The sequence below is a fragment of the Maribacter aquivivus genome (assembly GCF_900142175.1).
In the GTDB taxonomy this organism is placed as follows: Bacteria; Bacteroidota; Bacteroidia; order Flavobacteriales; family Flavobacteriaceae; genus Maribacter; species Maribacter aquivivus.
On sequence record NZ_FQZX01000001.1, the window covers coordinates 15859 to 37358 of the forward strand.

Here is a 21500-nt window from a genome sequence, read left to right on the forward strand (position 1 = left end):
GCACAAACTTTTCGCATGAGGCTTACTTTACTATATGCTTTAATTATCCTTTTCGGCATATCCTGTACATCTAAAAAGAAATCTGAGAATACTATCTTAGATTTAGTTCCCCCAAATGCCAGCATAGTTTTTAAAATAAATGATTTTGAAACGCTTAACGATGAGCTTTCAACTAACGAAATTTTAAATTCACTTGAGTCGCAAAAGCCATTTATAGATGTAAAGAAAATTCTAACTCCGATCAACTCCCTTTCTAATCAAAAAAAAGGGTTATTAGCGCTATCAGCTGATAGCACTCAAATAGATTACACCTACATATCAACAGATAGTTTAGTAAGCATTAATAGTGATAGTATTTCGAACAAAAGTATTGAGACGCTTAATTATAATGATGTAACCATCACCAAATACCAAATTGAAAAGGATACTTTTTATACTACATTTATAGAGAACCATTGGGTTTTAAGTTCTTCTCAACCTTTACTACAAAACCTAATTAATACTATCGAACAACCAATTAAAAATAGTGCATTAGAACGCTTTTACGAAGTTTCGAACATTGACAAGATTGTAAATATTTGGATAGATATAGAAAAGGGCGAAATGCTTTTTCAAAAACTACTTTCTAAAGATCAGCATATTTCAAATTTCGGTAGTTCGATGTCTCTAGATTTATCTTTAAATGACAACGAAATCATATTGAACGGCGTAGCTGAATCAAGTTCGGAAAAAAATCTATTTCTTAATCTATTCAACAATACAAAACCTATTCAAAACAATACAAGGAATTTAACACCTAGCGATGCCAGCAATATGACATCATTTGGTTTAGATGATTTTAAAAAATACACTCACAACAAAACACTTAACAACTACCCCACTACAGTTTTGGATTCACTACTTAGTACTGTAGAAGAAATTGGAGTCGCCGAGTATAACAACGAACACGTTTTGTTTTTGAGAACATACGGTACCGCAACACTACTTGATTATATTAATGAGGAGAAAATATCTACCGAAGAATTTAGCAGTAATGAAATTTGGGGATTAAAACCTAACATTGAACTATTTGACCCCTTAACGCCATTAATTGGAGAACATTCTTTTGAATTTGCGAGTATTGTTGAGAATACTTTTCTCTTTACTAAGTCTAAGAGCACGCTTGAAGCTGTAATCACCAAAATAAAAACAGGGGATACTTTTGACAAGACCACCTTATTTAAAAATGCGGAAAACAAACTTACTTCTTCATCAAGTGTAGTATCTATTGCCAATTTAAAAGGTTTTGTAACCGCCATGAATGAATCGGTCTCCAGTACCTTAAGTAATTCATTCTCCAATAGCAAATTAGACAATTATGTCTTTGGCTCTCAGATAATTGCAGATGCAGGATTCTTTCACACCAATTTCTTTATAAAAAAAATTACAAAAGAAGAGGAGTCAAGTTCTGTTACTTCTGCTTTTGAAGTCAAATTCGATACTGATTTGGCTACATTACCACAATTTGTAACGAACCATAGCAATAGAAGAAAAGAGATAATAGTTCAAGACCAAGAAAATATACTCTATTTGATTTCTAATAGCGGAAAGATTCTTTGGAAAAAACAACTTAACGGGACTATACAAGGTAGAGTTCAGCAGGTTGATCTGTTTAAGAATGGAAAATTACAGCTAGCATTTACTACGAACAACGAGTTTTTAATTTTAGACAGAAATGGAAAAGAGGTTCAACCGTTTACGAAAAAGTACACTGGTGGTAACCTGAACCCTTTAGCAGTATTTGATTATGAGGGTCGTAAAAATTATCGCTTTGTTGTTACTCAAGACAAGAAAGTATTCATGTATAACGACAAAGGAGACATTGTAAAAGGTTTTACTTATGATACTGCCGAAGCCTCTATAGTAACTGCTCCTCAACATTTTAGAATCGGAAAAAAAGATTATATCGTTTTCAAATTAGAGAACGGTAAATTAAAAATAACCAATAGGGTAGGTAAAACTAGAGTCAACGTTAAAGACAAGTTCTCATTTTCTGATAATGATATTAAGCTATATCAGAACAAGTTTACATTTACCTCTATAGACGGTATACTATATCAAATAGATGCTAAGGGGAAAGTTTCATCAAGTAATCTAAACCTTGCTAAAGATCACGGTATGGATGCCACTTCTAGAACTTTGGCTATCATGAACGACAATACTTTACAGATTCGCAACAAGAAGGTGGAGCTAGAATTAGGAGTATATTCAAAACCAACTATTTTTTACCTCAACGATAAAATTTACGTTTCAGTTACCGATATTCAAAATCAGAAAATATATCTATTTGACAGTCAGGCTGAATCAATTCCAAATTTTCCAATTTTTGGTAGCTCAGCAATCGACATGGCAGATATAAACGGAAATAAACAACCAGAGTTCGTATTTAAAGACCAAGAAAACAGCATAAAGGTTTATAAAATACGATGATACACCTGAAGGTCAAATTCACAAGCTTTTAAATACCAAATACACATATCATTCAAAATAGTGAAATGATTTTCATATATTTAAGTAGTTATTAATCAGAATATTAACTAAATAAAAAATGAAAATTAAACTAATTAATACATTATTTTTTTTAATCGGAGTCGCATTCGTTACCGCTCAAGACAATTGTAGCACATTCTACCCTATGAACGAAGGTGTTTCAATGGAGTATACCAATTACAATAAAAAAGGAAAAATTGAAGGCGTTAGTAATTACAAAGTTATTGAAGCAAACCACAGTGGTGATACTACTACTGCTACCATGTCTATAAACTTAAAAGACAACAAAGGCAAAGATGTTTATAGTACAAGCTACAATCTAACTTGTAAAGACAACATGGTTACTTTAGATTACGAATCTTTATTACCTACCGAAATGATGGAGCAATATGGCGATATGGACATTGAAATATCTGGCAATGACATTGAGATACCCAATTCCCTCAGCGTAGGCCAAAATCTCAAAGATGCTAATGTTGCCATGAAAATTAGCATGAGCGGTATTAACATGAATATGACCGTTGATATGACAAACAGAAAAGTAGAGAAAAAAGAAAGTGTCACTACCTCTGCTGGCACATACGATTGCTTTGTTTTATATAGTGAGAATCGTTCTAAAATGATGATGGTTGACCAAGTGTACCCGTCTAGAGTTTGGCTCGCAGAAGGGGTTGGCATGGTAAAGCAAGAAACTTATAAGAAAAACGGCGAAGTTATGAGTAGCACCTTGCTAACGGCACATAGCAAATAATAACTAAATCAAATACCAACTTTGAACCGAGGCTTATACCTCGGTTTTTTCATTTATTTTGGCTTCAAAAAGCACTTGAAAATGTTTGAGGAGTTTTTGTTTTACCTCATCTAAATCAATCTCTTTTTTCCCTAATTCTACATTTAAAGAAGTCACTGCTTTACCCTTAATTCCGCATGGAATCATCATATCAAAATATCCTAAATCGGCATTTACATTTAATGCAAAGCCATGCATAGTTACCCATCTACTGGCTCTTACGCCCATTGCGCATATTTTGCGTGCAAACGGAGTACCAACATCTAACCACACTCCGGTTTCTCCTGGTGATCGTTCAGATTTTATTCCATATTCAGCCAAGGTCAAGATGACCATTTCTTCTAAAAAACGAAGGTATTTATGAATATCTGTAAAAAAATTATCTAAGTCTAATATAGGGTAACCCACTATTTGACCGGGACCATGGTAGGTGATATCTCCTCCCCTATTTATTTTATAAAAAGTAGCTCCTTTAGCTGCCAAGACTTTTTCATCTACTAACAGATTAGAAATGTCTCCACTTTTACCAAGTGTATACACATGTGGGTGTTCAACGAACAGAAAATGATTAGGAGTCACTAAACTCAACTCTTCTCTTCTATTTCTAATCTTAAGGTCTAGGGTATCTTTAAATAACTGCTCTTGGTAATCCCAAGTCTCTTTATAATCCTTCAGACCTAAATCTTGTATGTGCACCTTCTTATTCATCTTACAAAGATATGAAAAGGAATATCCTATTTTTCTAACTCCACTTCGATGACCATAGATTCTGGGTCTTTCATCATCTGTAAAAAATTCACTTCATGCACCATGGTTTTTCCATCCATAGAAAAAGTTGCTTCTTCAATATTGGTAGACTTTACACGTCTTGGAAAATGATACTTAAAAGTATATGTAGAACTAGATAGAAACATTTCTGCACTAGCCAAACTGTCTAAACTTTTTTCAAATAATTCTTGGTCTAAGATTACCGTCTCTCGTTTAAATGTGTTCTTATCAAAACTGTAATTAACTGTAGTAGTCTCTTCTGTTGCGCCACCTGGCATTGATTTACCACCAGCAATAGGACCAACAGCACTAGCATTTTGAAAAGCATTAAATGCATCATTTACATCAGATACTTTTTTAAAATCTGTATACATATCAAAGTTCATTACCCCGCCTTCTGGATCAACCTTCATATGAAGACTAAATGGTTCTAATTTCTTTAATTTAGCTTGCTCCTCTGGTGACAACTGAGCTATACTATCCTTTTTTTCGCGCAATAAATCTTTAAAAACCAAAGTAGAATCAATCGCCTTGTCTAATTGGGTAGAGTCTGAATCTGGAATCATTTGCATCATCTCACTACCATCAAAAATTATACTCATTTTACCCGATCCGTCTTCATTGAAGTAAATTTCTTCAGTAAAATTACAGGCAGCGAAAAGTACTGTTACAAGAACAGTAGTAAGAATTTTAAAAAATCTCATGTATTTTGGTTCTAGTTAGGATTATTCAATATAACTAATGCAGCGATTACCCCTGGCACCCAGCCGCAAAAAGTCAAAAGTAGAACAATTACAAAAGAACCGCAACCTTTACCTAAAACGGCTAAAGGAGGAAAAAATATAGCAAGCAATACTCTAATTAAACTCATTTGATTATTATTTTGATTGATTGATGTACCTTATAGGTCGCAATTGTAAATACTTTGTTACAAAATCTAGTAATTTTATTATCCACAACCCAATCAATGTTCAGAACAGTATTTCTAATCCTTATTCTTTTCTCCTGTTTCAAAGGTTTATCTCAATATAGTTTCGAAGGTCAAATTGCAGATGAGCAAAGCGGAAAGACCATTTACCTATCTATTATTGAAGATTATAGGAAGTTTGGCAGAATTTCAATGGAACAGATTCTTAAAAAAACTATTACCGATTCATTAGGATATTTCAGTTTTAGAGGGAATAACCTTAACTATGACAATAGAATTTACAGAATTCATTTAGATGATTGTTCTGACGCTTCTTCAAATTCTGAACACTTTTTTGGCAGTTGTGAGTTCAGCAAAAGCATACTTTTTGTTGCCAATAATAATGACACCATTACTTTCCCTACTTCTTTTGCAAACGAAGCGCTCTGTGAAATTACCTCAACAAACAGTAAATCATCTACCTTTTTAGATATAGATGTTTTAAAAGAGGAAATGGCTTTCGATTTTAATGACTTTAGAAGTGATGCCAATAGAAAGTTGAATTCTAAAAAGTGGTTCTCTACCTTGCAAGATTTCGGAGAAAATCTAGATGAACCTCTAGCCGAACTCTATATTTTCAACTTTTTATCAGATAAAAGAAATGATACTTATAACTATTACCTAAAAGATATTAGCAAAACTAATTACTATAACGAACTTGGCGAGCGATTAATAGCGAAATATCCAGACGTAGCATTTACCAACCTGTATTTAAATGAAATAGCCATAGATCAACAATTAACAAATGGAAATACACCAAAATCTAATTTCTGGAAATGGTTACTTCTTGCCTTACTCCTACTCTCCATATCGCTGAACGTATACTTTGTTTTCAAACAAAGAAATACTTCAAGAAACTTGCAGAACGATTCTCTTGCGAAGCTGACCGAGCAAGAACATAACATTGTTCAACAAATTCTTGAAAACAAAACCAATAAAGAAATTGCAGCCGCTATGTTTATCAGTATAAGTACCGTAAAGACCCACATTAACAACGTTTACAAGAAATTAGAGGTGTCGTCGAGAGATGAAATAAAGCAGCGCTTCCCATAACCCTTTAAATTTCCACCTAGGGTCTAGTACCTATTTACACCCCATGAAATCAATTTAGTCCTCGTAATTTCTAGAATTTTCAGGTCTAATATAAAAACTGAAAATCATGAAATTATCATTTGTATTGACCACACTTCTTTTAAGCTTCTTCTTCAACACATTTTCTCAGAACACCAACCAAGAGGTTATTATTGAAAATCAACAACCCTTTTTATTGGGAGAAATAACTATTGGCGGACTCTCTACTAACTCCTACAATACATGGTTCAAACCTAATTACGAAAACTATGAAAGCAATCAAATCCAAATTGATTTATTCAAAGACCAGTTAGCTTCTTATAAAATCTTGATTTTTATGGGCACTTGGTGTGGTGACAGCAAACGCGAAGTGCCTAGATTCCTTAAAATTCTAGAATCTGCAGATTATCCTATGGAGAACTTGAAAATAGTTGCTCTTGACCATCGAAAAGAATCGTACAAGAAAAGTCCGCAAGGTGAAGAATGGGGATTAAACATCCGTAGGGTTCCTACATTTATTTTTTACAAGAACGGACGAGAGGTGAATAGAATTATTGAAACCCCTATTACAACTCTAGAAGACGACATATTAAAAATTATTTCAGAGGAAGAATATATTCCCAATTATGCTTCATCATTACATTTCGACTGATGTTCTTTTGGTAAATAATGCTATAAAAAAAACAAGAATAAATCTTGGTATCACCATCATCTAAAAGAAAGGAATGAACCAAACAGATTTTGCAATTATTGATAGATTGCATCGTTCAGTGCTCAACTATAAAAATTTTGCACAAAGACTGTATCCTTTAGTGCTTTCTAAATTGAAAGATTAATACATATCGATTATATTTGCCAGCTAAATAAACGACGGCATGCAATTATCGGAGCAAGAGCTTATCAGAAGAGAAAAATTAGAGAAATTAAGAGCACTAGGTATTAATCCTTATCCAGCTGCTTTATATCCTGTAGATGCTACATCTGCAAGTATCAAATCTAATTATGAAGAAGGTAAAAAGGTAATTGTTGCCGGTAGATTAATGTCTCGTCGTATTCAGGGGAAAGCATCTTTTGCCGAACTACAAGATAGTACCGGTCGTATTCAGGTATATTTTAATAGAGATGAAATTTGTACTGGTGAAGATAAAACCTTGTACAACGATGTTTACAAGAAATTACTTGATATTGGCGATATCATTGGTATAGAAGGTGACCTTTTTACCACGCAAGTAGGTGAAAAAACGATTATGGTGAAAAAATTTACCATGCTTAGTAAATCGCTAAGACCTTTGCCATTACCTAAAAAGGATGCAGAAGGTAAAGTTTATGATGAGTTCAACGACCCAGAATTACGCTACCGCCAACGTTATGTTGATTTGGTTGTTAACCCAAAGGTGAAAGAAACATTCATTAAAAGAACTAAAATAACAACCAGTATTCGTGAGTTTTATAATGCAGCTGGGTATTTAGAAGTAGAGACTCCGATCTTACAACCTATACCTGGTGGTGCAACTGCACGTCCGTTTTTAACACACCATAATGCATTAAATATTCCTTTATACCTAAGAATTGCTAACGAACTCTACCTTAAGAGGTTAATTGTTGGTGGTTTTGATGGTGTTTATGAATTCTCAAAAGATTTTAGAAACGAAGGAATGGACCGTACCCATAACCCAGAATTTACTGTAATGGAATTGTATGTTGCATACAAAGATTACAACTGGATGATGGATACCACAGAGAAACTATTGGAGAAAATTGCAATAGATTCCAACGGAGCTACTAAAATTACCGTGGGCGAGCATGAAATTGAATTTAAAGCTCCATATGCACGTGTGCCAATTCTAGAAGCTATAAAGATACACACCGGTTATGATGTTGCTGGTATGCCTGAAGATGAACTTCGTGAAACTGCCAAGAAATTAGGTCTTGAAGTTGACGAAACCATGGGTATTGGTAAATTGATCGATGAGATATTCGGTGAAAAATGTGAGCACTTCTACGTGCAACCAACATTTATTACTGACTACCCTAAAGAAATGAGTCCGCTTACCAAAGAGCACAGAGACAACCCTGCATTGACAGAGCGTTTTGAGCTGATGGTTAATGGTAAAGAGCTGGCTAACGCTTACTCTGAGCTTAATGACCCCATCGACCAAAGAGAGCGTTTTGAAGATCAATTGAAGCTTTCTGAAAAAGGAGATGATGAGGCTATGTTCATTGACCAAGATTTTCTTAGAGCTCTTGAATATGGTATGCCCCCAACTTCTGGTATTGGTATTGGTATTGACCGTTTGGTGATGTTGATGACCAATAATGCGTCAATACAAGAAGTATTGTTCTTTCCACAAATGAGACCAGAAAAGAAGCCTTTACAACTGTCTGAAAATGAAAAGGTAATTTTCGATATTCTAAAGGCGGAGAAGAAAATGGAGCTTGACGCCCTTAAAACAAAGTCTGACTTAAGTAACAAAGCTTGGGACAAAGGCATTAAAGGGATTACAAAGCAACAATTGGCTAAAATCTATAAAGAAGATGATGTTCTTTTAGTGGAAATTTTAAAATAGTCATTTCAAGGGACGTTAAAAAATAGTAGCTTAGAAGCTGGCAAAACCAACCAGCATGAATTTAAGTAGCAAAATAGGTCTGTTTACAGGGCCTATCATATTTTTCATTATCCTTTTTTTACCCAATGTACTTATCTCTGAAAATGCAGATGCTGTAATTGCTGTTGCGCTTTGGATGGTTATTTGGTGGGTTACCGAAGCTGTCTCCATATCTGTTACCGCACTATTGCCATTGCTGCTTTTTCCTATTTTAAAAGTGATGCCCATTGGAGATGTTGGCGCAAATTATGGCAGCCCCATAGTTTTTCTATTCTTTGGTGGGTTTGTAATGGCTTTAGCTTTAGAGAAAGTCAATCTTCACAAAAGAATTGCCCTTAATATCATTAGACTTACGGGTACAACGGCTAATAAAGTAGTGCTCGGTTTTATGATTGCCACTGCCGTATTAAGCATGTGGATCAGTAATACAGCCAGTACTGTAGTTATGCTGCCCATTGCTATGTCCGTTATTAATCTGTTAATTGAAGACGAAGACGGTTTTACAAAACGAGACCGCAATTTTGCTTTAAGTGTCATGTTAGGGATTGCATTTGCTGCAAATGCTGGTGGTATTGCAACAGTTATTGGCACTCCCCCAAATTCAGTTCTAATTGGCTTATTAGAAAATGAATACAATATTGAAATATCATTTCTCAAATGGATGGTCATAGGGCTTCCGTTTTCCCTAATTATGATTACTATTTGTTACTTTGTTCTGGTAAAAGTTTTTTTTCCGACTCAGGGTTTAAAATTTAAAGCATCTAAAACAATTATTCATGAAGAGCTTCAAAAATTAGGTCCTACCTCAGGAAAAGAAAAAATGGTTCTTGCCATATTTGGAGTTACCATTTTCCTTTGGGTTTTTAGAACCTTAATCAATTCGATATTTCCGAGTTTAGGCTTATCTGATACACTGATCAGCATGTTTGCAGCCATCACACTATTCGCATTACCTTATAATCTTAAAAAAGGAGATTTTATCTTGCAATGGAAAGACACCCAAAAGCTCGCATGGGGAATTCTAATTCTATTCGGTGGCGGACTCTCATTAGCCAAAGGTATGTCGGTTTCTGGTATTGTAGATTTAGTAGCAGCAGTTATCGGGCAAAGTGATTTGAGCATTCTACTCACCGCGTCTTTATTGATCATACTAATGTTGTTTATGACAGAGCTAATGAGCAATGTAGCACTTGTTGCCGTTCTTGCCCCTGTAGTGGCTGGTATAGCTATTGGTTTAGGTCTACCTATTACTTATTTACTAATACCTATTACCATTGCCAGTAGTTGTGCTTTTATGCTACCAATGGCTACACCACCAAATGCCATCGTTTTTGCAAGTGGTTATATTAAGGTTCATGAAATGGCGCGTGCAGGTATTATTCTAAATCTAATAGCAGTACTATTATTAATCGGGCTATTTCAATTTGTACTACCACTAATATTTTAATTTTCAACTGAACAAAAAAATAAAGCCCTTGCAGATGCAAAGGCTTTATAATCGACTAATTCAGAAATGAAAAAATGTTTATTCCTACTTAATAGACGTCTTTCTCTATTTATTGTTACAAATGGCCTTAAGAAATTATTAACTATTTGTTCCAGATATTATTTCAATCTTTGAAAGATTACCTAACTAACTCACAAATGAAAAGAAAATTACTCGTAAAATTATTGCTGTTTGTATGTGTTTTCGGCTATCAAAATGCCGAAGCCCAAATTTTTAAAAAGAAGAAAAAAAATACTGAACAAGAAGCCAGTAAATCATCAAAAGACAAAATTCAACCTTACAACAAGGTTATTACAAAAGATGCTGTTAGCGATGCAGGACTCTTTACCACCCACGTAGTTGACGAGAATCACTTTTTTGAAATTCCAGATTCACTATTCAATAAAGAAATGTTGATGGTAAGCCGTATTTCTAAAACGGCATCAGGTATTGGTTTTGGTGGTGGAAAAATTAATACACAGGTACTGCGATGGGAAAAAAAAGATAAAAAGGTGTTGCTTCGTGTAGTATCGCATGATGTGGTTGCCGCAGATTCTTTACCTGTTCATGAAGCTGTTCTAAACTCCAATTTTGAGCCAGTTTTATATTCTTTTGATATTAAAGCTGTTCAAAAAGATTCTCTAAACCCAACTACGGTTATTGAGGTTAATGATATTTTTATAAAAGATACCAAAGCTTTTGGTATGCCAGATAGATTTAGAAAAAGATATAAGGTATCTCGTTTAGATGAAGGCCGAGGCTATATTGAATCGATTAAGAGTTACCCTTTAAATGTAGAGGTACGCCACATTAAAACATATTTGGCAAGTGCCGCACCTAGTAACCAGAGTTTAGGTTCTATTTCTGTAGAAATCAATAACTCAATGGTATTGTTACCTGAAGAACAGATGAAGCGCCGTTATTTTGACGAACGTGTTGGTTGGTTTGCTCGTGGTCAAGTAGATTATGGTTTAGAAGCTCAAGAGAGTAAGACCATCAAATTTTTAGACAGATGGCGTTTAGAAGTGAAAGATGAAGATGCCGAAAAATTTAAGAATGGCGAATTGGTAGAGCCTAAAAAACAAATTATCTATTATGTAGATAGAGCTACACCTAAAAAATGGGTGCCTTTTATTAAACAAGGTATAGAAGATTGGCAAATTGCTTTTGAAGCTGCAGGTTTTAAAAATGCAATTATCGCCAAAGAAGCCCCAACGGAAGAAGAAGATCCAGAATGGTCTCCTGAAGATGTTCGCTATTCTGTAGTGCGTTATTTAGCATCACCAATACCAAATGCTAACGGACCACATGTTAGTGACCCACGAAGTGGTGAAATATTAGAATCTGATATCAATTGGTATCATAATGTAATGACTCTTTTAAGAAACTGGTACTTTGTACAAACAGCAGCTATTAATCCGGCAGCTAGGGGCGTTTCTTTTGATGATGATGTAATGGGTCGCTTAATCCGTTTTGTATCGTCTCACGAAGTTGGACACACGTTAGGATTACCACATAACATGGGTAGTAGCGTTGCTTACCCTGTAGATTCGCTTCGTTCTAAAACTTTTACAAAGAAATACGGCACCGCTCCATCGATAATGGATTATGCTCGTTTCAATTACATAGCACAACCTGGTGATGAAGGTGTTGCATTAATGCCAGACATTGGTGTTTACGATAAGTATGCTATTCAATGGGGATATAAACCTATACCAAATACCACTGCAGAAGAAGAGAAATCTATATTAGATAAATGGATTATGGCACATGCAGGTGATCCTTTATATCGCTTTGGACACCAACAGGTAGGTGACATTGTAGATCCAAGCTCACAGACAGAAGATTTAGGTGATGACGCCATGAAAGCTGGAGAATACGGTATTGCCAACCTTAAAAGGATTGTTCCTAAATTAATTGAGTGGACAGCAGAAGACGGTAAGACTTATGAAGACCTAGATAAGTTATACGGACAAGTATTTTCTCAATTCAATAGATACATGGGGCATGTTTCTAATAACATTGGCGGAGTATATGAAAATCATAAAACATATGATCAAGAAGGTGCTGTATATACTGCGGTACCAAAAGCGAAACAACAAAGAGCAATGGTTTTTCTTCATGAACAGCTTTTCAATACTCCAATGTGGATGTTAGATCAAGATATTTTGGAGCGCACAGAGTACTCTGGCTTCTTAGAGCAAATGCGTTCTATGCAAGTACGTACATTAAACAATGTATTAAGCTTAGGTAAAATGGCGAGATTAATTGAAAATGAGACCATAGATAAGTCTAAAGCATATTCTCTTGCACAAATGATGAGCGAATTAAGAAAAGGCATTTGGTCTGAAGCTAAAAACGGCAAAGCCGTAGATACCTACAGAAGAAACTTACAAAAAGCGCATATAGATCGTTTAGAATTTTTACTAACAGCAGACAATCAAGCGAAAGCTTCTGATTTCGGTGGCTACAGAAAATCAACAGTTGTCAACACTAGCCAATCTGACATTAGGACTATTGCAAGAGCAGAACTGAACATTTTAAAGCGCGATATTAGAAATGCACGTAATAGAACCTCAGATATGATGACTAAATATCATTACGACGATGTTTCTGAGCGTATTAACGTCATTTTAGACCCTAAGTAAGAACACATATTATGATCGATTAAATGCACTTGTCGATGAACAACCAATATCATCGATGAATGAAATGTATTAACCACATTTTAATTATTCTAGACATCAAAAAAAGCCCATTACACAACAATGGGCTTTTTCATGCGTTATTCTTTTTTAGATTAGCAATGAATTTAAACCCCCAAATCATGACAAGTAAATTAAAAAGCCTTATTTATCTAGCTTGTTTCATCTGCGCTTCTGTTGTTTATCATCAAAGCACAAGTGAAAATGCACAGAAAGAAATTGTAACTAACACTTACGATCAAGAAGCTGATATTGTTATTAACCCTTACAAAACTATGGAGGGAAGAACACCATCTAATTAAAAATTTACAAAATTTACCTACTTAAAAGCGCGGCTACCTACAGCCGCGCTTTTTTATTTTAAGCACTTTACTCTGCCGTTAAACTTTTACTAAAATGAAGTTTCTCATTAAACCTATTAGAAGTATTCATGTCAAAGAAGCAAATAAATAAAATAATAAACATGAAAAAAATACTAATGGCCATTTTAGTAATGGCGGCAATATCCGTAACTGCACAAGATCATAACATGAAAGGTAAAAGAGGCGATATGAAGGATTTATCTCCTGAACAAATAGCTACGCTGCAAACCAAAAAAATGACCCTGGCATTAGATTTAAATGAATCGCAACAAGCTAAAATAAAAACTATACTTACAAAAGACGCTACTGCGAGAAAAGAAAAGATGGCAGAGCGAAAAGCCAACAAGGAAGATGGCAAAAAGGTTTTGACCGCAGATGAAAAATATGCGATGCAAAATGAGCGATTAGACCATCAAATTGCACGTAAAGCAGAAATGAAATCTATTCTTAATACGGATCAATATGAGAAATGGGTAAAGATGGATAGCAGAAAAAAAATGCGTGGTCACGGTAAAGATAAAGGCGAAAAAAAAGGAAAACGTTCTTCTAAAGAATAGTTTTAAAACTACATCAAATAAAAAAGACTTGCTTTTAGCAGGTCTTTTTTGCATTTAATCGACTCGCCATTTCCACGGAAATCTCCCTAAAACACAGTCTTAAGCGCATAAATGATTCATTCATGGATGAATTCGCATACTTAACCAATAAATTTCATGATACTGCTATTATTGAAGTACTTAGTTAGTTCGAATTAAAGACCAAATTAATTTTCAACCTGTGGTCTACAATTAGAATTTTAAGATACTAAACCATGATATCAAAAAAAATAGGTTATTTATTACTTCTTATAGCCTTTAGTTTATTGACCAGTTGTCAACAAGAACTATACAAGTCTAACAACAAGTTTAATATTCCTGAAAAGAGCACCGAAGAACCTCTTGTTCAGTTTTTAATAGAGCCTACAAATTATAGCGCTATTCTTGAAACCGAGAATTTGGCAAAAGCTTTTGACTATTCTAAAATTGCCCATAAAACTTTATGGATAAACCAATTTAACGAGAAACTTACTATTGCACCTACAACCAGAGTTATAACGGTACACGAAACTGCAGGGCTAAGTACCATTGCCATAGACAGTCTTTTAAAGTTTGTTTCTAAAGGTGGAACCTTATTCGTTACTAAAGCTGCCAAAGATGAGCGTATGTCGTACTTTTTTGGATTGACACCTGATGCTGACTGGAGCACGAACAAAGAAGCGTCTGGTCTGTTTTTCAACAAAGCCCTTTTTCCTGGTATGCAAGGACGTGGTTTTGACAATAAAACTGTTCACTTAGGTTTTGACGGAGCTAACTTTTCTAGCAACGTAAATGTTCTGGTAGCGGCACATAATACTAAAGAATATCCTGTTTTAATTGAGAATAGAATAGGTAACGGAAAAGTTATTCTATATAACTCATCCCAAATTCTCAAAAAAGAAATGAGAGGTCTTTTATTTTCTGCAAGTTTACTAGGACTTGAAGGTATTCCGTATCCTATTGCAAATATTGGAACTCTATTTCTAGATGATTTTCCAACGTCTATGTATGATGATAAAGGAAAAGCTATTAACGTACAAAAAGGTATCAGTAAATCTGAGATGCTAAAGGCTGATTGGTGGCCCAAAATGAAAAAACTTGCTCAAGAAGAAGATATCAAGTACTCCGCCTACGTAACTTTTAATGCCAATGAAAAAAATACTGGCGATCCTAATTTTAAAAGCTGGGATCAAACTGGGTTATTAGACGGTAAAAATGATAACGGCACCAATAAATGGCTTACCAATGAATTTACCAATAGAGGCCATGAACTTGGTTTTCGTGGGTACAACGACTTACCGCTTTCTAAAAAATTATGGAAAGACACTGATCTTATTTTAGACAACGCCAAAGCTTCTGCCAATAAATGGGAAGATAATGTTTCAAAAACATTACCTAACTCTTACGTTGCCCCAGATAATCAAATAGATAGTCTAGGTCTTATAGCACTAAAGAAGGGGTTTCCTAGCTTAAACTTTCTACACACTTCTTTTTTAGGAGATGTTTATAAAGGTGGCAATAGAGAGTTTGACCCAGACCCATTAAATAATCGCTTTTTTGATTACCCACGTTTAAGTAGCGGCTATACCATTTCACAGAAAGAACAATGGGCAATAGAATCTACATACCTGTACACTGGCATTTGGTCTCATGTTTTAAATACTAATGATATTTTAAAGATAGGTAGCACATCAAATGCTATTGGTGAATTAAAAAAGCACATTGTTGATTACAAAAAACGACACCCTTACATGAAATTTTTAACTGCCAAACAATCTACAGAGGCAGCAATGGACTGGCGTTACCAAAGTATTCGTCACTTAAGCTACGAAGGACAATATGAAGTTTCTAGTTCTTTAAATACCGATGAAAAAAAGGACTCGTATTGGCTCATGTATGTAGAAGAAAACAACAATGTCAAAGTACATGAATCACTTTCTCTTGATCAAGCAGAATTTTCTTCAGTTCCTTTATTAAACGGTTTTCTTTATAGTATTAAAACCAAAACGCCGAATATTAGCGTACCAGATATTCGTCCAGAAATAAGAACCCTTATAGGTACCACTTCAACTTTAATTACCAACACCAAAAGCGACTATAAATCTTATAATAAGAGCAAGCAGACTATGGTACCGCTCAAGCAAAAAATCGACAGATTAGTTGTGGAGGAAAAAAGTGAAGAGGCATCAAATTTAATGGAGAAATTATTTAAGGATAACAAATTCATTAATTCTCAACAAATAGTCACTTATGCCAAAAGCATGGAAGCGCAAGGGAAAACCGACCAACTTTGGTCTCAGTTAAATGAATTGTACTTAAAAAATCCTTCTAGCTCATATGCTGATTTTTCTAGAGATATTAGCTCCGTAAGTAATTACCCTTCACCCACAGTTAAAAAAATGTGGATGGAGAGACAAATGGAATGGGGACAAAATGATGTAACCATTTTAAAAGAATACTACGACAATTTCAATACTGATGACAACACTAAAATTATAGAACAAGTTTTAGAAGTGCTTTACACTATAGAGCCTACAGACCAGAATAAGTTTGCGTATTACGAGTTTCTAGCGAAGTCTAATGATGAAGACCTTATTAAAAAATTAGACAACATTGAACCTTGTAGCATTTCTAATAGAGATTTAGCAACATCAATTAGCCAGGTTTATGCAGATAAATTAAATTTTGAAAAGGCTGGTCAATGGCAAAAATGCGGTAACATTTCACCAGAAATTGTTAAAGAATGGAAAGAAAAAACAAGAACAATAGAAAGTAAGAAGTTTACAGATTTTGAATATTATGCAAGGTATTTATTGGTTAATGACCCAGACAAGGCGGTTCAAGAATTAAGGGATATTGAAACATGTAGACCAGACCTTGTAAGATTATCTAAAAACATAGCATTATTATTTGCGGAATATACTCAATACCAAAAAGCTTTAGACTGGAGTACTTGCACAAATACTATACCAGTAGCAAAATTATTAGATTGGAATTTAGAATTTGCAAATGGCAGATATTTAAACAAAGTCTACGAGAACCACATAGAAAAAAATCCTAGAGATTATAATACTATGAGCCACATGGCAAAATTGCTTTTATTAAAAGGTGATGTCAATGGAGCTGGTGAAATTGCCATGAAAATACCACCTTCCAAAATCGATCCTGATTTTAAAATTGCATTTAATAATGAGGTAAAAGCAACATCTGACGAAAAGCAATCTTTATACATCAGTAAGTTTAAGGTTTTAATGGATGATGCCATTGTTAAAAAATCAGAGGTTGAAGCAAGAAAAAAGAAAGGTCATTCCATAGGACTTACCTCAACGGCAATAGCAGATGAATTTAACCCAACATTATTCAATAATACTTTTGACTTTGGGTTCTACAATAAGAAACTAGACTTTCACCAATTTTCTATTGTACAGGGTACTGCTTATTCAGTTTTAAAAGACACTATAGTACCTAATGATATTGGTAGAGACTTATTAGGTGTAGCATATCTTTATAAAAAAGAGTCTAACGAAAAGAGTCCGTTTTATGTTGGTGCGAAAGCAGAACTAGATAACTTCAATAAAATATTCTTTCATTTTAAAACGGGAATAGATTTTATTGGTGACACAAGTAAATCTTCTTTAGTATTAAAAGCACATCCTGTTACAACAGGTCCTGGATATGATTTAAACATTTACGATATTCAAGTAAAAGCTACACAAGAGTTTGAATACTCATCTAATTTAAACCACGAATTTTACATAAAAGCCGATTACTATACCGATAGTCAATACTATGCCATTGGTGGTACGCGAGTAGAATACAATTTATTAAACCTAGACAAATTTAAACTTGGACCCTTAGTCGAAGGTGCTTACGGCGTTGGTTCTGAAGACAGAAGAAACGGATTTCCATATTGGTTGACCGAAGACAGACTTTTTGCCGGTGGCGGATTGCAGTTTCAACTTGGTAATGATGATTCTGATTTTAACCTAAAGAGTGATTTCTCTCTTTTTGCAGAACAAGATGAAGATAGCTTTCAACGCTATGAAGGTGAATTATCATATAGAATTAAGAATTTCACCACCATTAACTTAAACTACTCTTACTTTACTATTGACCAGTTTTTCTCGAATGCTGTTCAGCTAGGTATTCAGTATAACTTTAAATAAAAAATAGCTAACTCAAATAAAAAGAGCCCTCATATGAGGGCTCTTTTTTTATTGCTGTAATTCAGATATAATCTTTTTTACTATAAGTCAAGTTCTTTCAATGCACTTATGGTTGCGTCTAAATCTTCATAGCTTAAAGCATCATTTAGAAAATAACTTTCAAAAGCACTTGGTGGCAAGTAAATACCGCGTTCTAACATACCGTGAAAATATTTCTTGAAAGTTTCATTATTACCTTTCGCTGAAGAAGCAAAATCGATAACCGGCTCATCAGTAAAATGCACCGATATCATACTTCCATAACGATTAATTTGATGTGCTACCTTTTTCTCTGTTAATACCGCAGCAATACCTTTATGTAGATATTCTGCCTTATCAGCCAGACTTTTAAATACTTCAGGGTTATTGTTCAATTCTGTCAACATAGCCAAACCAGCACTCATGGCCAACGGATTTCCACTTAAGGTACCAGCTTGATAAACGGGACCATCAGGAGCTAGAAAATCCATAATTTCTGTTCTTGCCGCAAAGGCGCCTACTGGTAATCCTCCTCCGATAACTTTACCATAAGTAACGATATCAGCCTTTATATCTAGCACTTCTTGTGCTCCGCCTTTCGCTAAACGAAATCCGGTCATTACCTCATCGAAAATTAATAAAATGCCTTCTTGGGTACATAGCTCACGTAGCCCCTTCATAAAATCATCCGTAGGTACAATACACCCCATATTACCGGCAATTGGCTCAATAATGATGGCAGCCAATTCTCCTTTATTTACCTCTACCAATTTTTTCACTCCGGCCAAATCATTGTAATCTGCCAACAATGTATCTTTTGCTGTACCTTGAGTAACACCGGGACTATTAGGGCTACCAAAAGTTACTGCACCACTACCCGCTTGAATCAAAAACGAATCTGAATGACCGTGGTAGCATCCGGCAAATTTTATAATCTTGTCTTTACCCGTAAACCCTCTAGCTAAACGAACTGCACTCATACATGCTTCTGTTCCGCTGTTCACGAACCTAATTTTATCCATATTAGGCACCATAGAGATAGCCAGTTTTGCAAGATCTGTTTCTATTTCAGTTGGCATACCAAATGAAGTACCGTTCTGTGCTTTTTCTACCACTGCATTAATTACAGGATCGTAGGCATGACCTAAAATTAATGGACCCCAAGATGCTATATAATCTATTAGTTTATTACCATCCTCATCATACAAATAAGCTCCTTTGGCTTTTTTTACAAAAATTGGATCACCGCCAACAGCTTTAAATGCACGTACTGGTGAATTTACTCCGCCAGGTATATATTTTTTTGCCTCTGCAAACAGGGCGCTACTTCTTTGATAAATCATTCTCTTAATAAATTTTACTATTATTTGACTTTAATAGGCTGCCCAATAGATAAATCTGCACTTCGCAAATTATTCAACTTCATCAGTTCATCGACACTCATATAGTACTTTCTTGATAATGAATATAAGGTATCACCTTTTTGTACCGTATGTATGTTATTAGAATCTGTTGTGACTACCGCTGAATTGTCATAATTGACTTTTCTAGTTTGCTTATCATATTTATGCAAATCGTACTTTTCTATTAAATAGATAAGCTTTTGTGGATACCTTGGATCCGTTGCATAGCCCGCCTTTCTTAAGCCCCTTGCCCAACCTTTATAATCCGTATGTCTTAAATTAAAAAGAAATGCGTATCTCGATCTTGTCGTCAAGAAAATACTGTGGTCTCTAAAAGAATACATTGGATGGTTGTATTTTCTAAAGCATTCTCCCTTTTCATCATCATCATGAAAATCATAATCACCTTCCCAACCTTTATGACATTTAATACCAAAGTGATTATTGGTTTTCATTGCCAACTCTCCTTTGCCGTTACCACTTTCTAAAAGTCCTTGTGCCAAAGTAATACTCGCAGGTATACCATAACCCATCATCTCTAGCTGGGCGGTCTCTGCAAATTTGCTTATGTATTCGGACGGGGAATTTATATTGAAACGAACAAATTTAGATGGCTCTGCAGGCAGACTTGCATTTCCTTCTTTTTTAGAAATATCTGTAGTTGATTTTCTACGTTCGTTTTGAACGTTTTTTGTACGTAATTGGTCTGAGTATCTTTTTTTAGATTTACAGGATGTCAACCCTATACCCATTAACAACACCAATAAAATTATCTTTTTCATATATTCAACAAAGGTAAATTTTTCTTTTTCAGTACACTATTCATGCCAGCAATACCTTGCAAACCACCTGTATGTATTGCTAAAATCTTTGTTTTTGGTGCAAAAGTATCGTGCTTTATCATATCGAACAACCCAAAAATCATTTTTCCGGTATAAATTGGATCTAAAGTAATACCTGTTTTTTCTTTAAACTCATTTATAAATAGAATTAGTTCTTTGGATGTTTTTGCGTAACCCCCAAAGTGATATTCTGTCAATAATTGCCAACGTTTATTGTTGACCTTTTTTTCAATTTCATCTTTCAAAAAATCACCTTTCAATGCAGAAAATCCCAAAACATTCTGATGTGGAAAAGATGCATTTATTAATCCCGATGCTGTACCACCTGTACCAACACTGGTGCAAACAACATCAAACTCTTCATCATCTTTGGTAATAATTTCTTCGCAACCTTTTATGGCCAAACTATTTGTGCCACCTTCTGGCACTAAATAAAAATCACCAAATTCCTTTTTTAAACCTTCAATGAATTCTAGAGTCTCTTTTTCCCTATAGTCGTTTCTGCTTATGAATTTAAAACGCATTCCATCGTCAAAAGCCTTTTCTAAGGTAGTGTTTGTTTGCCAAGATTTTTCAAGCTCTTCTCCACGTATTATCCCAATAGCACGAAATCCTTTTTCTTTTGCAGCATAAGCCGTCGCCGCTATATGATTTGAATATGCGCCACCAAAAGTTAGTATAGTGGTCTGGTTTTCTGCTTCAGCAGCCAATAAATTGTACTTGAGTTTTCTGTATTTATTACCCGAAATAAAAGGGTGTAGAAGATCTTCGCGTTTAATAACAAGGGTAACTTGCTTTTCTGCTAATAAAGGATGTTCAACAAGTTGATTGATGCTTTGCAAGTAGGGCGAATTTAACGCCAAAGATATTTAATAAAGCTGAAAGCTCTGCGATTCGTAAGATAATCCATATCATTTTCATGAATATAAGCTTCACGCTCAAAACTTAAGTTTTGGTATGCTTTATACGTATCTAAATAGTAAATGGCACGAATTGCCCATTCTACCAAATAGAAAAAGTAAAAAGGAAGAATCAATAATTCTTGCTGCTGACGTAAATGTATTTTCTCATGATTTATGAGTACATCGTCATTTTTTAAACTTCCATTTTTTAAAAATATAAAGGGCCATAGTGAAAGCCCCACATAATTTTTATAGAAGAAATGTCTAAAAACCAATATCATAGATTTACTTTGATAATACTATTACAAAG

General features: G+C 34.6%; 17 protein-coding genes. 10 read left to right on the forward strand and 7 right to left on the reverse strand.

Features of this window, described 5'->3' with window-relative positions; translation table 11 throughout:
- The first annotated feature begins 15 nt into the window (after positions 1–15).
- On the forward strand, positions 16–2469 hold the full coding sequence (locus BUC31_RS00050; protein ID WP_073240337.1) for a hypothetical protein: 2454 nt from the start codon (positions 16–18) through the stop codon (positions 2467–2469).
- Between the two features lie 118 nt (positions 2470–2587).
- Positions 2588–3280 carry a TapB family protein gene (locus tag BUC31_RS00055; RefSeq protein ID WP_073240338.1) on the forward strand — a complete coding sequence of 231 codons (693 nt, stop codon included), beginning with the start codon at positions 2588–2590 and terminating at the stop codon, positions 3278–3280.
- A gap of 33 nt (positions 3281–3313) precedes the next feature.
- Here BUC31_RS00055 and lipB read toward each other — a convergent pair whose 3' ends face one another.
- The 3 genes from lipB to BUC31_RS00070 are packed head-to-tail and all read right to left on the reverse strand — an operon-like array spanning position 3314 to position 4958.
- On the reverse strand, positions 3314–4027 hold the full coding sequence (lipB, locus tag BUC31_RS00060; protein WP_073240339.1) for a lipoyl(octanoyl) transferase LipB: 714 nt from the start codon (positions 4025–4027) through the stop codon (positions 3314–3316).
- Between the two features lie 26 nt (positions 4028–4053).
- Positions 4054–4791, reverse strand: a complete 738-nt coding sequence (locus tag BUC31_RS00065) for a hypothetical protein (protein ID WP_073240340.1) — start codon at positions 4789–4791, stop codon at positions 4054–4056.
- A gap of 11 nt (positions 4792–4802) precedes the next feature.
- Positions 4803–4958, reverse strand: a complete 156-nt coding sequence (locus BUC31_RS00070) for a YqaE/Pmp3 family membrane protein (RefSeq protein ID WP_073240341.1) — start codon at positions 4956–4958, stop codon at positions 4803–4805.
- A 96-nt stretch (positions 4959–5054) separates the two neighbouring features.
- Between BUC31_RS00070 and BUC31_RS00075 the strand changes: the two genes are divergently transcribed.
- The 8 genes from BUC31_RS00075 to BUC31_RS00110 all read left to right on the forward strand — a co-directional run bounded on the left by BUC31_RS00075 (position 5055) and on the right by BUC31_RS00110 (position 18025).
- The gene (locus BUC31_RS00075; protein WP_073240342.1) at positions 5055–6107 is read left to right on the forward strand and encodes a helix-turn-helix domain-containing protein; all 1053 of its coding nucleotides are present in this window, start codon (positions 5055–5057) and stop codon (positions 6105–6107) included.
- Between the two features lie 106 nt (positions 6108–6213).
- On the forward strand, positions 6214–6777 hold the full coding sequence (locus tag BUC31_RS00080; RefSeq protein ID WP_073240343.1) for a thioredoxin family protein: 564 nt from the start codon (positions 6214–6216) through the stop codon (positions 6775–6777).
- A gap of 223 nt (positions 6778–7000) precedes the next feature.
- Positions 7001–8692, forward strand: coding sequence for a lysine--tRNA ligase (gene lysS, locus BUC31_RS00085; protein ID WP_073240344.1), 1692 nt, complete (start codon positions 7001–7003; stop codon positions 8690–8692).
- A 55-nt stretch (positions 8693–8747) separates the two neighbouring features.
- Positions 8748–10178 carry an SLC13 family permease gene (locus tag BUC31_RS00090; RefSeq protein WP_073240345.1) on the forward strand — a complete coding sequence of 477 codons (1431 nt, stop codon included), beginning with the start codon at positions 8748–8750 and terminating at the stop codon, positions 10176–10178.
- A gap of 197 nt (positions 10179–10375) precedes the next feature.
- Positions 10376–12865, forward strand: a complete 2490-nt coding sequence (locus BUC31_RS00095; RefSeq protein WP_073240346.1) for a zinc-dependent metalloprotease — start codon at positions 10376–10378, stop codon at positions 12863–12865.
- 179 nt (positions 12866–13044) lie between these two features.
- Positions 13045–13224, forward strand: coding sequence for a hypothetical protein (locus BUC31_RS20060; protein WP_139251873.1), 180 nt, complete (start codon positions 13045–13047; stop codon positions 13222–13224).
- 161 nt (positions 13225–13385) lie between these two features.
- The gene (locus BUC31_RS00105) at positions 13386–13841 is read left to right on the forward strand and encodes a hypothetical protein (RefSeq protein ID WP_073243661.1); all 456 of its coding nucleotides are present in this window, start codon (positions 13386–13388) and stop codon (positions 13839–13841) included.
- Between the two features lie 254 nt (positions 13842–14095).
- Entirely contained in the window at positions 14096–18025 is a 3930-nt protein-coding gene (locus BUC31_RS00110) for a DUF2194 domain-containing protein (RefSeq protein ID WP_073240348.1), read from the forward strand.
- A gap of 80 nt (positions 18026–18105) precedes the next feature.
- Here the strand turns inward: BUC31_RS00110 and hemL are convergent, their stop codons facing one another.
- The 4 genes from hemL to BUC31_RS00130 are packed head-to-tail and all read right to left on the reverse strand — an operon-like array spanning position 18106 to position 21471.
- Positions 18106–19386, reverse strand: a complete 1281-nt coding sequence (gene hemL, locus BUC31_RS00115) for a glutamate-1-semialdehyde 2,1-aminomutase (protein ID WP_073240349.1) — start codon at positions 19384–19386, stop codon at positions 18106–18108.
- A gap of 20 nt (positions 19387–19406) precedes the next feature.
- Positions 19407–20228, reverse strand: a complete 822-nt coding sequence (locus tag BUC31_RS00120) for a glucosaminidase domain-containing protein (protein WP_073240350.1) — start codon at positions 20226–20228, stop codon at positions 19407–19409.
- The gene (locus tag BUC31_RS00125) at positions 20225–21130 is read right to left on the reverse strand and encodes a 1-aminocyclopropane-1-carboxylate deaminase/D-cysteine desulfhydrase (RefSeq protein WP_073240351.1); all 906 of its coding nucleotides are present in this window, start codon (positions 21128–21130) and stop codon (positions 20225–20227) included. Before BUC31_RS00125 ends, BUC31_RS00120 begins: the two co-directional genes overlap by 4 nt.
- 11 nt (positions 21131–21141) lie before the next feature.
- Positions 21142–21471: a hypothetical protein gene (locus BUC31_RS00130; protein ID WP_073240352.1), complete on the reverse strand. Its 330-nt coding sequence runs from the start codon at positions 21469–21471 to the stop codon at positions 21142–21144.
- Positions 21472–21500: the final 29 nt, after the last annotated feature.

Bases quoted from the DNA above. Each gene is read 5' to 3' on its own strand.
- BUC31_RS00075 (WP_073240342.1), top strand. From the start codon at position 5,055: ATGTTCAGAACAGTATTTCTAATCCTTATTCTTTTCTCCTGTTTCAAA.
- BUC31_RS00130 (WP_073240352.1), bottom strand. From the start codon at position 21,471: ATGATATTGGTTTTTAGACATTTCTTCTATAAAAATTATGTGGGGCTT.
- BUC31_RS00105 (WP_073243661.1), top strand. From the start codon at position 13,386: ATGAAAAAAATACTAATGGCCATTTTAGTAATGGCGGCAATATCCGTA.
- BUC31_RS20060 (WP_139251873.1), top strand. From the start codon at position 13,045: ATGACAAGTAAATTAAAAAGCCTTATTTATCTAGCTTGTTTCATCTGC.
- BUC31_RS00120 (WP_073240350.1), bottom strand. From the start codon at position 20,228: ATGAAAAAGATAATTTTATTGGTGTTGTTAATGGGTATAGGGTTGACA.
- BUC31_RS00080 (WP_073240343.1), top strand. From the start codon at position 6,214: ATGAAATTATCATTTGTATTGACCACACTTCTTTTAAGCTTCTTCTTC.
- lipB (WP_073240339.1), bottom strand. From the start codon at position 4,027: ATGAATAAGAAGGTGCACATACAAGATTTAGGTCTGAAGGATTATAAA.
- BUC31_RS00070 (WP_073240341.1), bottom strand. From the start codon at position 4,958: ATGAGTTTAATTAGAGTATTGCTTGCTATATTTTTTCCTCCTTTAGCC.
- BUC31_RS00095 (WP_073240346.1), top strand. From the start codon at position 10,376: ATGAAAAGAAAATTACTCGTAAAATTATTGCTGTTTGTATGTGTTTTC.
- BUC31_RS00065 (WP_073240340.1), bottom strand. From the start codon at position 4,791: ATGAGATTTTTTAAAATTCTTACTACTGTTCTTGTAACAGTACTTTTC.
- BUC31_RS00055 (WP_073240338.1), top strand. From the start codon at position 2,588: ATGAAAATTAAACTAATTAATACATTATTTTTTTTAATCGGAGTCGCA.
- lysS (WP_073240344.1), top strand. From the start codon at position 7,001: ATGCAATTATCGGAGCAAGAGCTTATCAGAAGAGAAAAATTAGAGAAA.
- hemL (WP_073240349.1), bottom strand. From the start codon at position 19,386: ATGATTTATCAAAGAAGTAGCGCCCTGTTTGCAGAGGCAAAAAAATAT.
- BUC31_RS00110 (WP_073240348.1), top strand. From the start codon at position 14,096: ATGATATCAAAAAAAATAGGTTATTTATTACTTCTTATAGCCTTTAGT.
- BUC31_RS00050 (WP_073240337.1), top strand. From the start codon at position 16: ATGAGGCTTACTTTACTATATGCTTTAATTATCCTTTTCGGCATATCC.
- BUC31_RS00090 (WP_073240345.1), top strand. From the start codon at position 8,748: ATGAATTTAAGTAGCAAAATAGGTCTGTTTACAGGGCCTATCATATTT.